Origin of the sequence: Pseudomonas sp. ICMP 8385 (assembly GCF_002699915.1) — a bacterium.
Taxonomy (GTDB): Bacteria; Pseudomonadota; Gammaproteobacteria; order Pseudomonadales; family Pseudomonadaceae; genus Aquipseudomonas; species Aquipseudomonas gessardii.
Map to the genome: position 1 here is coordinate 42,563 of NZ_LKBY01000106.1, position 14,503 is coordinate 57,065.

Below are 14,503 nucleotides of genomic sequence, written 5' to 3' on the forward strand. Positions count from 1 at the left end.
TCCTGGCCCGGCTCCGGTGGCGTCTCCCAGTAGGGAAAGCTTCTGACTACATGAGGCGGCATCTTTGTGATCATGGCTGAATCTCGGTATTTTCTGTCAAGGCAAAGGCTGCATGCTAATCAGTGTATAAATATACAGTTCTGCACCACCACACAAAAAACGGCGTCAAAAGTTCGTCATCTTTTCAGCTCGTAAACTGGTTGCAGAACGGCAACACCTATAAAAAAGTTGTCTCATAGCACAGCATAAGCTAGGGCCATGCCTACAGCAAACATTAGGCCACGTAAACTGGTTGCAGAACGGCAACACCTATAAAAAAGTTGTCTCATAGCACAGCATAAGCTAGGGCCATGCCTACAGCAAACATTAGGCCCTGAATTCATAGAATAAGCGCAACGCTTGAAACGAGAGGCAGAGAGCCAGCCACCGGTAGAATCCAGGCTCTCACACCGAAGGATTCAAGCGCAGAACCTGAATTCATAGAATAAGCGCAACGCTTGAAACGAGAGGCAGAGAGCCAGCCACCGGTAGAATCCAGGCTCTCACACCGAAGGATTCAAGCGCAGATGACTACGCATTACCGGCAGCTGACTCAGGGACAACGTTACCAGATTGAGGCTGGCTTGAGCGCCGCAGAGAGCCAGGCGAGCATTGCAAAGCGGGTCGGCGTGCATCCCTCGACGATCAGTCGCGAGGTTCGCCGCAACAGCACCCAGAATATCTACAAGGCTGTTTCTGCGGCCCATGAAAGTGATGCTCGTCGAGCGGGTGCGCGCAAGTTTTGCAAGCCGGCGACATGGCTCAGCCATCATCTCCCGGTGTGGCTCAAGCATGGCATGAGTCCGGAGCAGATCGCCCAGCGGTTGAAGCAGGAGCAGCCAAGCCGGGCGGTCAGCCATGAGTGGATTTATCGGTTCATTGCCGCCGAACAGCGCGCCGGTGGTGAGCTTTATACCTATCTGCGACATCGCCGAAAGCGCTACCGGAAACGCTATGGAAGCCACGATCGGCGCGGGCAGCTGCGTAATCGCGTGTCAATCAGTGAACGCCCAGCCGAGGTCGAAAGCCGCGAGCGCCTGGGGGACTGGGAGGGCGATACGGTACATGGACTGGGCGGTAACCTGGTGACCCTGGTTGATCGCAAAAGCGGCTATCTGAGCGCCTATCCGGTCAAGCGCAGAACGCGCCGGCAGGTAACGCGGGCGATCAATCTGATGCTTCAGGGCCATGCCGCTCACACGCTGACGCTGGATAACGGAAGGGAGTTTGCCGGGCATGAACGCATCGCGCTACGGAGCCAGTGCCAGGTCTTTTTTGCAGACCCCTATTCATCCTGGCAACGTGGCACCAATGAAAACACCAACGGTCTGCTCCGCCAGTATTTCCCCAAGGGCAGCGACTTCAGCAAGCTGACCGTCGAAGCCGTCAATCGGACAGTAGCGAGGATCAATCTACGCCCGCGCAAGCGCTTGGGCTGGAAGACGCCGTACGAAGTGCATACAGGGGTGAGCGTTGCACTTATGTGTTGAATTCAGGACGAAGCCGTCAATCGGACAGTAGCGAGGATCAATCTACGCCCGCGCAAGCGCTTGGGCTGGAAGACGCCGTACGAAGTGCATACAGGGGTGAGCGTTGCACTTATGTGTTGAATTCAGGCCGCCAATCGATTTCTTCAGCCTCAAGAAAATGGGCATACGCAAGTAGATGCCGTAAGTTGGCCTGAATGGTCTTTAAATCAACCCCCTTGGCTGTCGCACGCTCGCGTGCCCATACATTTGCCTCTCTCCAGGGAGTTCCGTCACGCCAGAATAATTGTGGAAGTCCTAATAGAGCACGACCTCCTCGCACACGCTGCCAAACAACACTGCCTCCCGCTACTTCAGCGCGGTGAGGTGTGTATGTAATGTACTCAAGCGTTGCCATTCTGCTATCACTCCCATGGCTACTGCATACAACAGCGCGTTACTGCCGAGCCGATGACACCTTTGTCGCAGAACAATTTCTCAAGATAGTCCATATCTGCGAAACCGCGCACATGGGAGCCTAGCCAATCCGGCAACTACTGCGACCAGGTGGTCTCGGCGAAGGTACTGTGCCTGACGGATCTCACCGCTTTGGAGGTCGATCACGGTCACCGTCTGGCCGGCGTAGTCGACGAACAGTTCTCGCCGGCGCAATGTTCCTGACGCATAACCGCATCCAGCTTGCCCTTGCCTGGCCCGGTAGTGCTCGCAGAACCAGCTTTACTGAAAGCCCCGCGGCAAGCTGCTCAGCGGTACTCTTGCCAGAGCAGCGCCAGGGGCACGCCTGAGCGACGCAGCTCGGCATGCACCCAAGACCAATCGGGCAGTGGATGCTGCTCGCTGAGCACTGCCGGGGCCGGGGGAACAGCTGCTGTCCAGCTAGGCACCGGACAACGAGCAGGGTCAGGCGAGACCGCTGGCGGCAAAGCGGTTGAGGTAGCCAAAAAGCACTCACCCAAAAAACTGCTACGGGAATCGCCGGTGTAAATCCGGGAAGAGCAGTTGAGCGAACCATACTGGGAAACCAGGATAAAGGTCACGAGACTTGGGTGATGGCGCTTCTACCACCCCAAGCAGCAGCAGTTCCTTGAGCTGATTGGCCGCCGTCTTGTCGTGCAGATTGAAGTACGCCTTGAAGTCGGCGCGCGTCACCTCACCCTGAATAATCAGTAGGTATACCGCACGCGCGCCCTCAGGCTTGATGCCTGCACGGATGAAGCGAGGCTCGAATTGGACAATGCGTGCTAGCCGTTCGCGCAGGATTGGCATTGCCATAGCCTCACGCGTGTACTGAATCTGGTCCTTACATACCGAAAGCATGAAGCGTACAAACTCAACCAACCCGGCTTGGGTCAACTGCCCACGCCCATCCAAGTCACCCCGGCGGCCCTGATCAGCTGCACTGAGGCGCGCGTAATACTCGTCCTGCTTACGGGCCAGGCCCCGTGAGATGGACCACAGAGATGAGCCCAACCCGATTCTCGCCAGTTGCAGGTGCGTTGCCATCCGGACAACACGACCATTACCGTCCTCGAATGGGTGCACGAACGCCAGTCGATGGTGATAAGCCATGCTCGCCAGCAGCTGGGAGCGCGGGTCATTTGCACTGCCGTAAACCTGCTGCAGTCGGTTCAGCATCGGCGTCACAACCTCCCAGGCTGGTGCGTAATGCCCACCAACAACCACATTCTCTTGCGACTCATCACGAAGTCGGCCGGGTGCCATCAGACGACCTTCATTCACTCTGAGGTCAGCGTCCTTCGCTCCCACAAATAACCTGCGATGGAACGACTTCAGGAGATTCACTCCGAACATATCGCTCCACGTGATTTCACTGCTGCGACGATCAAGCACTCGTTCAAAGGCTTCCTGCGTCTGGATATGCGTAATCGCCAGAAGGCCCAGCTCTTTGGCCTCCCTACGCTTGATCCGTTGAGACAGCTCTGCAGGCTCGATATATTGGCCTTCAATGTGATTGCTGTAGTAGCTGTTGGTCAGGCGCATCAGCTTGCCAAGACGCTTGGCAGTCTCGGGCGCTACTGAGCCGGCAAGCTGTCCAGCCAGAAAAGGCAGTGAGTCAGCCAGCTCCAACACATCAGCCGGGTACCCGGGATGGGCGGGAACAATGGGCTCAAGCCAATGGATGCCTTTGATGAGCTGATCGTTCATGGCTTTCAATTTTCTGATTTATTTTCTGATTTATCAGGGCTGCCAAGCCCTTGCTAAGCTGTGGTTACAGGCTATTCATGCACCAATCACAAGGGGATATTTTTCTTATTTTATTTCGAATAAAACGCCGATTTAGTTCTCCACTCAACAACCCGATGTGAAGCCTTGCAGACTTGGGGAATTCGCCTGGTAGGGATGACCTGCTCATTGCGCACAGCAATGGCCGGCGGAACTCGGAAAAAAATCACTCGACGCTGGAGCTGAACACATTCGACCAGCATGTAGTGCTTGCTAGGAACTCTTCGCCTTCCCCGGCCAGAAGAACTTCACCAGCGCTCGGGTAGTGGCGCAACAGGTGCTTTGCACTGGATCGGACATCCTCTGGCAATTCAGCATTACGAGATAGCTCAATCAAAAAAGCTCTGGTATGGATGACAGCCCTGGTGCGCTCATGTGGCATGGTCATGCCAAGTCCTCCAAATACTGATCTAAACCCAAGCTGATTGGGGCCAGCAGACTCCTGGCCAAACCGTTCAGCCTTCTCAACTTATAAAACGCCGCCGTATTCGATGCAGCGCAACAACCGACGCACTTGGAGCGCGCCAAGAATGGTGGCGCATAAAGAATGGGGTGTCCTCCCATCCAGGGCAACATTGGGGGATGCTAGCCATGCCAAAGCGGTAGCACGGCTTCCGAATACCTCAATAGCAAGCGCTTCGACCTGCTCAAGGCGCTCAGCAACCCCTGATTCAGACATCAGTTCTTTCCCCAGTAGTTGCCCTTGCTGACCAAGCCAAAATCCTCAGAGGAAAATGGCTGATCATCATCGAACATACCATTGACCATGCGCTCCCGACGCAACCCACTCAGTACCCTGAAAAAGCAGGGCTCACAGAGATGCACCCGGTAGTGCTCCCCATCATGCTGTGAACCATATCCCCACTGGGCTTCAAGCTTGCCGTGTTGGAGGCCATAGCCGGGGACACGTGTGCCAGACTGGCACACGTCGCAGATGACATCTTCAACGACATCGACCAATGCCTGCGACTTAATTTCCATGCACACCTCACGTTTACGTTCCACACGACGCCGGCCGGTCATGGATTCATTGAAACATCATTGGATCAGCCTCGACTGGCTGAGCATCAAAAACAAGCCAGTAGCTGCTGCCGGTAATGCTGGGAAAAGCTGACCTGGTAAGCGGGCTCAATTGCAAAGCCACCCAGCGAAATGATGTTCGTAGCCTGCGACCCAACATTAGGCTCTGCACCACCAAACCCTACATCGCCGATGCCTTCGGCATGCCCCAAAGTCCCCACCGGTTCTGGCCGGGAGCCTGGGGTTAAACTTGGCATATGAGCATCGCTCAAAACAGCCAGATCATCCGGTAAGTCATCCGCAATTCGCTCCGCAAAGCCCTGAAGCGTTGGCTCCGCCAACATGAATAGCCATGCCTGGTCGTCGGACTCACCTGTGCGCCGCAGCACTCGCCCCAGCACTTGCCGGTAATGCAGTTCGGTGCGGATACGGCTGAGGTAGCAGCACACTTGTAGGCGCGGGATGTCGGTGCCTTCGCTGATCATTCCGACAGCCACAATCCAGCGGCAGGTGCTGCCGCGGAATGCATTGATCACCTGCTGCGCATCCGGGGTTTTGTTCGTCACGATGCGGCACTCTTCACCCATGGCTTCCAGTGCGAGTGCAATTTGCTGAGCGTGTTCAATATCGGTGGCCACCACCAAACCAGCGGCATCAGGTTTGACCTGGCGTAGCTCGTTCAGCTTGCTGCAGCCAAGATCAAGGATTGGATTGATCACCTCATCATGGCGCAGCAGTTCTTCATAGGTGACAGGCGACTCACCCAACAGTTTGGCGATGCTGGGAAACATCCTCACGGAGCTATCCGCACCCAGTTCCTCAGTCAGTTTCACCTTCTGATTGTCGAGCAGAACAATGCGAGGGGATCGGCACACGCCGTCGGCAATGGCGTCTTTCAAGCCATAACGGTAATCACAAATCAAATGCCCCTCAGGCGAAGAGTAGCGCGCCAATACTATGGCCTGATCGTCCGAACGCCAGGGCGTGCCAGAAAGAGCCAGAGTGAAGGCAGCCCGATCCTGTATCCGATGCAGTATCTGCTGCCCCCAGGCATTGCTGAGCAGCGGATCGTGGCCGGCGCAATGGTGGATCTCATCGAAGACCACGAACACCCGGTAGTCATCAAGCAGCTGCCAGAATCCCTCATCACGGTATTCCATAGCCTGATAGGTATAAGCCGCGCCCACGGCACCTATCTGGCCGTCGAGACGCCTGCATAGCACAGCCGCAAAGGTCGAACGAAAACCCTCCACGACCTGGCAGGACGGTGCAAAGCACAGCACCAAATCGATTCTGTCCTGCTCAAGCAGTCGGCTGGCCAGTTCTGCAGCCATGCGTGTCTTTCCGGCTCCCGGTGTTGCCTGGCAAAAGAAGTGCGGCGTGACGGTGAAGTGCTCCAACGCCTTGGTGATGCAGCTGTTCTGCCAGCTGCGTAGCGAGCTGCTCATCGCGGTGCAGCGAGCGTTTTGAGGGTCTTTTCTATGGCGCGCAGATGCCCCAGGAGGCGAGAACTGCGATCCCTAGCTTCCAGGTAATCGCCTTCAACTTTGTCCCGTAAATGCGGCATCTCGTCCAGAAGCAGTTTGAATCGCTCCGCCTCGCCCATTGAAGTGAGAAAATCCAAGCGGATTTCCTTGTGGAGCGCCTCCAACTGCAAATCCGTATTGGCTGACGACTTAAGCGGCAAAGCCTCAAGTTCGCGAACAGCCTTGTCAGGTTCGGGCACTCCGGCAGCCATAAGGCTGTTCTCAAAGCCGTTGTCGATCAGCTCAAGTTGCAGATGCGTCGGAATCGCCTGCAGATGGTAGACCTGTCCTCGGACACGACGATCCTCATCCTGCACAACCCAGCCCGCACGAACTAATCGGCGAATCTGCTCATACACATAGCGGCGTACATCGGCGATACGGAAATGTGTGCCGCTCAAGCGAGCAGCATAAGCATCGCGCAGTTCACGGGTCGTAAAAGTTGTACGCCCTGGCTCCTGAAGCAGCTCATACAGACGCCTGTCGAAGATAAACGAGGCCGATTTCATTGAGGCACCAGAAGAATTAACGCAAAGAAATGCGGATTATAATCCGTGGCCTGTACATCCGCAAACGCACGATAGTGCCGCCTCAAGTTGAATTGAGACGGTCATGGATAAGTTGGCGAAAGCGTTAGGGGAACGCATCCGAGTGCAGAGGAAGGCCTGCCGGATTTCCCAGGATGCACTGGCGCTAGCATGCAATATCGACCGAAGCTACATAGGGCGGATCGAGCGAGGCGAGGTCAACATCACTGTCGAGAAGCTGTACCGCATCGCCGGTGTTCTGGCTTGCAATCCGGCATCACTTTTGCCTCATGTTGATGAGCCATAACTTTGGGGGACCGGTTTATGTGGACCGGTGAAAGCTTGTGCTCGAACGCCGGAACGTTTCGAGCTTGTACCGCACCGCATAAGATTTTCGAACCTACAGTCATGAGAAGGATCTCTGAGTGAACGTATCCCCCTACAGCAATCTGACGCGGTGAAGTGCCAGATAGGGTTGATGCAGCGCATTGATCCAACGCAGCTTCATTCCTGGTCTAATGCCAAGGGGCAGCAAATCCATCTCTGCCAATGTTGGTGCAATCACCAGAGCACCCTGGTTATCAAAACTGATCAGAAAACGGTCAAACAAGGCATCCAGATTGGCGCTGAGTAGAAAACCGTTGAACACGTCAAGGCGCTCGGCATCAGACTCACACTCCGCCCACGGCTTTGCATGGCTGGCGCGCAGCACCTCCGGGATCGCAACACCCGTCACTGCACACGCGCCGCCCCAGTAGTCCAGCATCGCATCTCGGAACTTGTTTTGGCCCACACGTTGGCGCACTAGGCGCTCGACCTCAGTACCGATAATGCCTGCGGGGAGTACCGCTAGCTCGGCAGCTGCTGCCTGCTGGTAGTCGGTCGCGGCTTGGCTGGGTAGCGCGCGGGAAAGACTGGCTGCACGGCGCAGAAAGGCCGCTAGAGCGGCCTCTGTCATCAGGGCAAACACTCCTGATTCCGCATAAGCCTCAGGAAAGCTACGCAGCAATTCCGGCAGCAAGGTGGGAGTTGCCGCCTGAAACTGCACTTGATAGACACCACTCGCCAAGCCAACTAACGCAACAGAAGGATGGCGTGCCGAAGCCAGAGCCACAGCCGCAGCCGCAGCCGCAGCCGCAGCCTTAGTTTCAGAAGCCACTACATGCTCAAAGCCGTTGTCGTTACCGGCCTTTTCAATAAGGGTGCGTTGGAGCGGATTCATTCAGGTGTCCCAGTCGAATAATCAACGCGGTTCCACTCAATCGCTCGCTTTCGCCAGTGAGTGTCGATGGCCTGGGTAAAGTCCGGGCGGACCAGCTTGGCGCGTGCTTCGCACCACTCGGGTGATTCGCGGCGAATGACTACGCCTTCCAATGCACCAGTGCGGTAGCTGCTGGGGGTGGCGGTGACTAGTTGCCTCAGTGCAGAAACTGTCGTGGTGCCTTGCAGCACCAACGGAACCGTCACCAAACCAGCAGCATTGGCCACTGCATTGCGCCTCTGCGTACTCCAGAAGCGACTTGCACTGCGGTCATACACATCAAACAGCAGGAACCAGTCAGGAAGAGCGGCGTAGTCCAGGGAATGGCGCGCGGCGCACCACTCGCCAAAGAGGATAAGGTTTGGCTTGAGTGCAGCACGTAAGCCTTCCCCGTGTTGCGTCAGCCAGGCAGGCATACGTGCGAACTGACCGGCGTGGGATACATCCAGGTATTGCCCCCGGTTTTGGGCGCGCAGGCTGCCGTCTGGTGCGAGTGATATCCCCACATTTGCGCCATCCAGCTTTTCTTCGACCACCACATTGCCGGCGAGCAGTGCTGACACCTCAGTAGGTGACAACACCTTGTCATCGCGCGGAGCACCTTCGCCCAGCCAAGCAAGGTGCGGCGTGTGGGGGAAGCGGAAGAAGTCGACCGTCATCCAGCAGCAATCCTTGAGGTGTACCAGTTATCAGGCAATAGCTTGTGGAAGCAAAGACCGATCGCTTTCAGTTGCTCTTCTGATACAAACCAGTCTGTCTCTGCTCCGTAAACAATCGGCGGCACTTGATCGAAAAGGATCTGCGCAGCCAGCGCACATGCAACCCATTTGCGATCCTCCCGATCCGTCACCAACGCTTCATGGGCAGGATCAAGCACTGCAATGTGCTCGCCGTTGGCTAGAAGCGAGTCGATGGGCACATAGTCCGCCAGATTTCTATCCAGCTTGTATTGCAAAACTTGCATGCCGTATTCCTGCTCGTGCATGTTGAATGGCATGTTTCTTTCGTACTCGTCCAGCACCAGCCCTTCTTCATCCAGCACAATGCGCCGATCAGACTGGTCAAAGTCAGAGAGCCACTTATAAATCATTTCGCGCAGCTCAATCTCCTGCGGCATGGCCCTTACTGCCAGATTCGAGAACTCGGAAACGGCACTGGATGCCAGCATTACATTGGTATCAACCAGGTACATTGCCATCCCTCGCTCTCAACTCCTTCGCACGCTGAATGGCCAAGGCCGTTTGCTCTCGCGTCTCCCCCAGCGCATCGCCAAAGAAACCCTCCGGCCAGTTTTTCACGCGGCCGAAATCATCCAGCTCCAGCGGCCGCATACGCGCGGCTTTGCCTTCGCGTTCGACGAAATACATAGCCGCGTCAGTGGTAGTGATCTGCTGCCTAGCAATTAGCGTTTGCATCCGTCGGAACAGATGTTCGGAGTGCGTCTCGATGATGAACTGGACGTTTCGCTCTTTGCTGACCTCTACGAATAGCTCTGCTAATACCGACTGTGCCAGAGGATGAAGGTGGATTTCTGGCTCTTCCAACATGATTGTGCTTCCAGTTGGGGCGAAGTAGGCGATGGTCAACACAGGCAAAACTTGTGAAATGCCGATACCCACATCGCGCAAATTCGCTTGTACATCGTCACGGTGTACCACCAACTCATAACGTGTTGAACGTCCCAGTTGTTTGACTTCCAACTTGTCCGCCACCTTCATGCGTACCAGCCACTTGGAGACTCCTTCGATGATGCGGTTTTGATCTTCGCTTTTCATCAAGGCGCTCGCCAAAAGTACATCAATGGCGCGATGACCATCACTACCCAGCTCGCCGGGCTTAGATTTATTCCAAACATAGTCGCGCTCTGGTTTGCGACGCAGAGGGCCGAGATAGACGATATTTTCCAATTCACGGCGAATGGATAGACTCAAATCTTCCAGCACATTCCCGTCTTGTCCCAGCATGACAATCGCCTCTGCCGACAATGATACGGAGCGCTCAGGTGATAGGTGGCGTCCTTTATCTCGTGGCTGACTCTCATCATCAATTATTACCGAGTAAGCGCCTCTCTCGCGTCGAATGGATCTGAATTGGCGATTATCGGTTTTGACAAGCCAATCCTGAATTACCACACCACCTGCAGAGTTTTGGCCGTAGCTGCAGGAGAAATCACCGTGATTAATACGCGCAGAGGCAGGCGATTGAAAGGAAAAACTCAGCGAAAACTGCCGCGCACCAGAAAATCCTTGGTGCAAAACGTTATCAAAGTCACCAAAGTTAAAGAGATCATTTATTTCGTCACCCCCTAGATTTAAATGGATACTGCGATCAGGCGACTGTACAGTTTGCTTCAGTAGAAGCAAACTTTGAATTAGCGACGATTTTCCTGACGAGTTGGTGCCTAGCAGCATAGTCACAGGCTTTAGTGCGATGTCATTTGTTTCCTGCCAAGCTTTGAAGTTAGATAGTCTTAGGCGGGTAAACATTAGTATATATCTCCCTTTTCTAATTGCTCCCACGCCTCCAGAACAAGCCGCTGCGTGCGGTACTCGCCATATTCTCTACTCTCTCTATTCATCAGCGCTTTAAAAGTCTCAGCTCCTACACTATTTTCAAGGATGTTGGCAGGGTTGAGTATGTAGAGAATTTCATTTTTACTGAGTTTAAAAATTTCGCGGGCTACGAGCGCATCAATTTCGGCGGCAAGCTTTGCTCTGAGATTTTGATTTTCTTCCCCCAAAAAATTGGGGGGCACTATTCCTTTTTCAATGGCATCATCACGCACTCCATTCATATCTTCGCCGACTGCACACAGAGACAGCACACGCCTTATAATTGCATCGGCAACTGGAAGGTTCTGGCGATCACGAGGGAAAGGCAGGCTATCCATAATGGTGTATGACATTGTCAATGCAACTTTTTTCCGGACAAGAAAGTCCATAACCAATGAATTCGCAACGCCAAGCCATAAAAGAAGATCCTCTAGCGCTCCTTCATTGAATGTTATGGTAGGTACTTTATGGCCGCAAATAGTACTTCCGGGAATAAGTGCCGCTACTAGACTTCTTGAATTGGAAGGGCTGGCTACATCGCAAAATCCAATTCGATACTGTTCAATTCGACCGTCTAGTTTTTCAGGAACTTTATCGGGGGATATACGCCACTGAGGCTGAATGGACTTATTCTCGCTGCCGAACGGAAAGTCAATCCAGTCTGCTGAACGGCCGCGACCCGATACATAACCTTTGGCTCGGTAGTCGTAGGCATCTACCATACGGCCCTCAAATACCGATAATCCTTCAGAGGTTTCTGTGAAGAGATTCCGATCTGTCCCCATATCTACTTCTCGCATGTAGTATCGATATGAAAGCCCTTTATGCAACTCTCCAAACTTTGGGTATTGCGCATACATTTTTGCGCAAATATCAATGTCTTCTTGTGCGGAAAACTCCATTACCGCGCGGGCCTCTGGAGAGAATTCGTCAATCATACCGACTGGTATACTGACCATTCGACCTGATGTGACCTCTGTCAGTCGCATTAAGCTGTTTACGTGAAATGCCGCATTTAGACATTCGGTGGCTTCTCCTTTCCAGGCAATATATAGGCAAAACTTCAATGCTGAATGAATCGACGAGAACCAGACCCCCTTCGTGTTTTCAAATCCTATCAGCCTAGTCAAGTTGAACCGGCTAAACAGCTCAGAGCGAATAGCTGCTGCATTTGCTCCGTTATATAGGCCTTCTGGCACAAATTGCGCCGCCACTCCACCTTTGCGAGTCAGTTCCAGTGCCGTTTCGACAAACATCCGATAGACATTAAAGTCTCCTTTTCCAAGATTTCCTGGTGCGAAAAGACGGTATCGCCCGCTTGTTTTAATAAATTGAACCGCTGTGTAGAGTTCTCGACAGCGTTCCTCCCAGCGCTGTGTAATCGCTGGATTAGATAGGAGGCTTGCATAGGCTGTTTTCTGATCATCAGGCGACATAAATCTGACCGTTGGGTCGTAAGCCGAAAAAAACTCCTTGTAATCCGGACTCATCGTTTCCCATGGGGGATTCCCAAGCACACAGTCGAAGCCTCCAGAAGCAAAGACCTGTGGAAATGCCAGGGGCCAGTGCAAGACTCGCGCATCGCGACAAGCTGATCTAGCTGCTTCAGTTTTTGCCGTGTGATCACTGTCTACCGGCGTACGCATCAAGCTGAAATATAGGTTTGTGCTCGTTGGAATGCTGCTCTTGCTTTGTTCATTTTTGGGCATCAAGAATGCCCCCACCAAGATATCCGCAGCTTGAGCAAGGTGACTGCTGCGTGCGTTATCAAGGAAGCTTAAGTATCGAGCCTCCTTGGCTGCAATTTCCTTCAATGAGCTTTCGGGCAATGCATCGATTGCTGAAAGGGTGGCTGCTGGATTCTCTCCTTCAAAATCTAGGAGGATCTGTCCACGTTTGAAATCACGCTCCAACTGAGCAAGACCGGCGCGGTTGTTCGAAGTAAGTACCTGGCAGACGGCCTTTTCATCTCCATCTAGGGCCTTGAACGCATCTTGTGGGATGCCCTGGGCAAGCAACTTAAGATCCATGAGGCCTAGAAGTGCATCTCCCACTTGCAGGTGGTGATCAAGAAAACCCAGTGGCCGACCTTCCTCAAAGCTCTCCAGCCACAATGCTGTGCGAGCCAGCTCCACCGCCATAGGGTTACGATCCACACCGAAGATGCATCGTGCCACCACATCGCGTAGAGCATGGCGGAAGTCATGCTCGTCTTGCTCGCCATTGGTTGCGCGAAGTTGTACCAACCTTTCTGCCAGGCGACGTGCGGCGGCTAGCAGGAAGTGGCCGCTGCCACAGGCAGGATCTATAACGCGGATGGAGAGCAGAGCGTCAATCGGCGACTCAGATTGAGCTGCTAGACGCTGCTCGATCACCGGGTCAAGTGCGGATTTTATTAGTTCTTGAACCAGTACATCGGGCGTGTAATAACTGCCTGTATTCTTGCGTTCATTGCCTGACGTGTTAATAAGATCAAATGTACGCTGATGGGGATCCGGCCGTGGGTCATACTCCAGAAGGTTTTCGTAAACACTACCCAGTTCTTCAGGCCCCATGTTGCGGTAGTCCACCGGTGCGAGTACACCTTTGTGGCTAGCCCAGCGTAGGTTCTGCATGGCGGCCAGCAAATGCGCGTTATCCAAACTTGCCGTATCCAGCATCGGGCATTGGCTGGCGGCAAACAAACCACCTAGGGCGGGCAAGGCCAGGCGCGGCTCGCCCTCGCTTAAGCCTTTGAAGACAATACGCAGTGCCTGCCAGTGGTCATCAAAGCGGTTGCGTGCGCGGCGCTTGAGGCATAGTTCGCGCAGGCGGCCCACGGCGTAACCCTCGGCATAGGCTCGCCGCGCCGTTTGGGTGGCGTTTCCATCGTCATTGCAGTCGTCTCTGGGATGCAGTAAGCCGCGCTCTTCGGCGCTAAACAAAAATATCAGCCGATAGACTAGGCGCAGTAGTTGCTGGAAATACGCATCCTTAGTTAGTTCGCCATTGTGCAAAGCTTGGCGCAAGGCATCATTGGCCGGGTGCTTGATAAAGCCTGTACCAAGGGTAAGCAGGGCGTCGGTTACTCCTAAGCGCAAACCTTCGCGGACTCGGGTGCCTTCCTCCTGGCCAGCAGAGCGCCACTTTTCCCATATGCATTCGGTGGGCTTGCCCGCTGCGCGGGTGGCGTGTAACAGGCGCCAGACATTGGCGAACTCGGCATACCGCTGGCCACCCAAAAGGTCGGCCAGATCAATTTCGACAAAGCTGGGGCGGGTCAGTGTGGCGGCATCGCGCAAGAGGCGCAGGGTTTTGCCGTTGCAGGCTATGGCCCAGAGATGATCGGAGCTTGCGTTGAGCAGCTCTTGCGCCAGCATGAAGGCTGACTTTTTGCGGCTGCCGGAGCCAACTACGGCAAAGCGTGTATCGGGCTCATGCAAGGCCAGGGTATGCGGTGCGACCACCACCGTTACGAAACCTGTGAGGAGGCTGATCGGGTAATGACGGTCCTCCAGAGTGATGCCGGAACAGGCTTGCAGTTGAGTGAAGCCGAATACATCGCGCAGCAGCTCTTGCACAAAGGTATGGGTGAGCGCCGCGGCGTCCACATCGGCACGTTCCAATTGAGCTGCGAAGTGCTTCCACTGGGCGCAGGCGATCTGGAAGGCGCGGCTGTAGTCGTCCTTGAGTTTGAGGCCCTTGGGTGTGCCGTAATCGGCTTCGGTTTGCCACTGGGCGCTGCCGAATGCAGCCTTTTCCAGTTGATCCGGCAGAAATAGCCCGCCTTCCAGCGTGAGCGTGGGCAGGTTCAGCGCTGCTTGGGTTTTACGCAATTTTCTCATGTTCTTATCCCTGGTGGCCGCCC

13 protein-coding genes and 1 pseudogene are annotated in these 14,503 nt (G+C 54.5%); 2 read left to right on the forward strand and 12 right to left on the reverse strand.

Annotated elements, in window-relative coordinates:
- Window positions 1-566: 566 nt before the first annotated feature.
- Window positions 567-1,529: an IS30-like element ISPpu17 family transposase gene (locus tag AO268_RS18500; protein WP_004577240.1), complete on the forward strand. Its 963-nt coding sequence runs from the start codon at window positions 567-569 to the stop codon at window positions 1,527-1,529.
- A 533-nt stretch (window positions 1,530-2,062) separates the two neighbouring features.
- Here AO268_RS18500 and AO268_RS18510 read toward each other — a convergent pair.
- From AO268_RS18510 to AO268_RS18540, 7 genes and pseudogenes are all read right to left on the reverse strand, one after another.
- A pseudogene (locus tag AO268_RS18510) lies at window positions 2,063-2,462 on the reverse strand (IS21 family transposase); the annotation flags it as partial.
- 27 nt (window positions 2,463-2,489) lie between these two features.
- The gene (locus AO268_RS18515) at window positions 2,490-3,692 is read right to left on the reverse strand and encodes a Fic family protein (protein WP_257154414.1); all 1,203 of its coding nucleotides are present in this window, start codon (window positions 3,690-3,692) and stop codon (window positions 2,490-2,492) included.
- A gap of 244 nt (window positions 3,693-3,936) precedes the next feature.
- On the reverse strand, window positions 3,937-4,158 hold the full coding sequence (locus AO268_RS18520) for a BPSL0761 family protein (protein WP_099169441.1): 222 nt from the start codon (window positions 4,156-4,158) through the stop codon (window positions 3,937-3,939).
- An 81-nt stretch (window positions 4,159-4,239) separates the two neighbouring features.
- Complete coding sequence (locus tag AO268_RS33805) at window positions 4,240-4,449, reverse strand: antitoxin Xre/MbcA/ParS toxin-binding domain-containing protein (RefSeq protein WP_099169442.1); 210 nt, start codon at window positions 4,447-4,449, stop codon at window positions 4,240-4,242.
- Entirely contained in the window at window positions 4,449-4,751 is a 303-nt protein-coding gene (locus AO268_RS18530; protein ID WP_099169443.1) for a hypothetical protein, read from the reverse strand. Before AO268_RS18530 ends, AO268_RS33805 begins: the two co-directional genes overlap by 1 nt.
- Before the next feature lie 86 nt (window positions 4,752-4,837).
- Entirely contained in the window at window positions 4,838-6,238 is a 1,401-nt protein-coding gene (locus AO268_RS18535) for a DEAD/DEAH box helicase (RefSeq protein WP_099169444.1), read from the reverse strand.
- Window positions 6,235-6,825 (reverse strand): hypothetical protein, encoded by a 591-nt coding sequence (locus AO268_RS18540; protein WP_099169445.1) that lies wholly within the window; start codon window positions 6,823-6,825, stop codon window positions 6,235-6,237. The genes AO268_RS18535 and AO268_RS18540 overlap by 4 nt, the downstream gene beginning before the upstream one ends.
- Before the next feature lie 103 nt (window positions 6,826-6,928).
- Between AO268_RS18540 and AO268_RS18545 the strand changes: the two genes are divergently transcribed.
- Window positions 6,929-7,150, forward strand: a complete 222-nt coding sequence (locus AO268_RS18545; RefSeq protein ID WP_099169446.1) for a helix-turn-helix domain-containing protein — start codon at window positions 6,929-6,931, stop codon at window positions 7,148-7,150.
- 132 nt (window positions 7,151-7,282) lie between these two features.
- Here AO268_RS18545 and AO268_RS18550 read toward each other — a convergent pair whose 3' ends face one another.
- From AO268_RS18550 to AO268_RS18570, 5 genes are read right to left on the reverse strand one after another with little or no spacing between them, the layout of a single operon-like run.
- Complete coding sequence (locus AO268_RS18550; RefSeq protein ID WP_099169447.1) at window positions 7,283-8,065, reverse strand: HNH endonuclease; 783 nt, start codon at window positions 8,063-8,065, stop codon at window positions 7,283-7,285.
- Window positions 8,062-8,763, reverse strand: a complete 702-nt coding sequence (locus tag AO268_RS18555) for an RNA ligase family protein (protein WP_099169448.1) — start codon at window positions 8,761-8,763, stop codon at window positions 8,062-8,064. Before AO268_RS18555 ends, AO268_RS18550 begins: the two co-directional genes overlap by 4 nt.
- Window positions 8,760-9,296 carry a hypothetical protein gene (locus AO268_RS18560; protein WP_141562828.1) on the reverse strand — a complete coding sequence of 179 codons (537 nt, stop codon included), beginning with the start codon at window positions 9,294-9,296 and terminating at the stop codon, window positions 8,760-8,762. The genes AO268_RS18555 and AO268_RS18560 overlap by 4 nt, the downstream gene beginning before the upstream one ends.
- The gene (locus AO268_RS18565; RefSeq protein ID WP_099169450.1) at window positions 9,283-10,590 is read right to left on the reverse strand and encodes an AAA family ATPase; all 1,308 of its coding nucleotides are present in this window, start codon (window positions 10,588-10,590) and stop codon (window positions 9,283-9,285) included. Before AO268_RS18565 ends, AO268_RS18560 begins: the two co-directional genes overlap by 14 nt.
- A complete protein-coding gene (locus AO268_RS18570) occupies window positions 10,590-14,480 on the reverse strand; it encodes an Eco57I restriction-modification methylase domain-containing protein (protein ID WP_099169451.1) in 3,891 nt (1,296 codons plus the stop codon). The genes AO268_RS18565 and AO268_RS18570 overlap by 1 nt, the downstream gene beginning before the upstream one ends.
- Window positions 14,481-14,503 lie beyond the last annotated feature (23 nt).

What these genes read in the sequence shown, in the direction of transcription:
- AO268_RS18520 (WP_099169441.1), bottom strand. Translation starts at nt 4,158, where the DNA reads ATGACCATGCCACATGAGCGCACCAGGGCTGTCATCCATACCAGAGCT.
- AO268_RS18545 (WP_099169446.1), top strand. Translation starts at nt 6,929, where the DNA reads ATGGATAAGTTGGCGAAAGCGTTAGGGGAACGCATCCGAGTGCAGAGG.
- AO268_RS18515 (WP_257154414.1), bottom strand. Translation starts at nt 3,692, where the DNA reads ATGAACGATCAGCTCATCAAAGGCATCCATTGGCTTGAGCCCATTGTT.
- AO268_RS18535 (WP_099169444.1), bottom strand. Translation starts at nt 6,238, where the DNA reads ATGAGCAGCTCGCTACGCAGCTGGCAGAACAGCTGCATCACCAAGGCG.
- AO268_RS33805 (WP_099169442.1), bottom strand. Translation starts at nt 4,449, where the DNA reads ATGTCTGAATCAGGGGTTGCTGAGCGCCTTGAGCAGGTCGAAGCGCTT.
- AO268_RS18560 (WP_141562828.1), bottom strand. Translation starts at nt 9,296, where the DNA reads ATGTACCTGGTTGATACCAATGTAATGCTGGCATCCAGTGCCGTTTCC.
- AO268_RS18540 (WP_099169445.1), bottom strand. Translation starts at nt 6,825, where the DNA reads ATGAAATCGGCCTCGTTTATCTTCGACAGGCGTCTGTATGAGCTGCTT.
- AO268_RS18550 (WP_099169447.1), bottom strand. Translation starts at nt 8,065, where the DNA reads ATGAATCCGCTCCAACGCACCCTTATTGAAAAGGCCGGTAACGACAAC.
- AO268_RS18565 (WP_099169450.1), bottom strand. Translation starts at nt 10,590, where the DNA reads ATGTTTACCCGCCTAAGACTATCTAACTTCAAAGCTTGGCAGGAAACA.
- AO268_RS18500 (WP_004577240.1), top strand. Translation starts at nt 567, where the DNA reads ATGACTACGCATTACCGGCAGCTGACTCAGGGACAACGTTACCAGATT.
- AO268_RS18530 (WP_099169443.1), bottom strand. Translation starts at nt 4,751, where the DNA reads ATGGAAATTAAGTCGCAGGCATTGGTCGATGTCGTTGAAGATGTCATC.
- AO268_RS18555 (WP_099169448.1), bottom strand. Translation starts at nt 8,763, where the DNA reads ATGACGGTCGACTTCTTCCGCTTCCCCCACACGCCGCACCTTGCTTGG.
- AO268_RS18570 (WP_099169451.1), bottom strand. Translation starts at nt 14,480, where the DNA reads ATGAGAAAATTGCGTAAAACCCAAGCAGCGCTGAACCTGCCCACGCTC.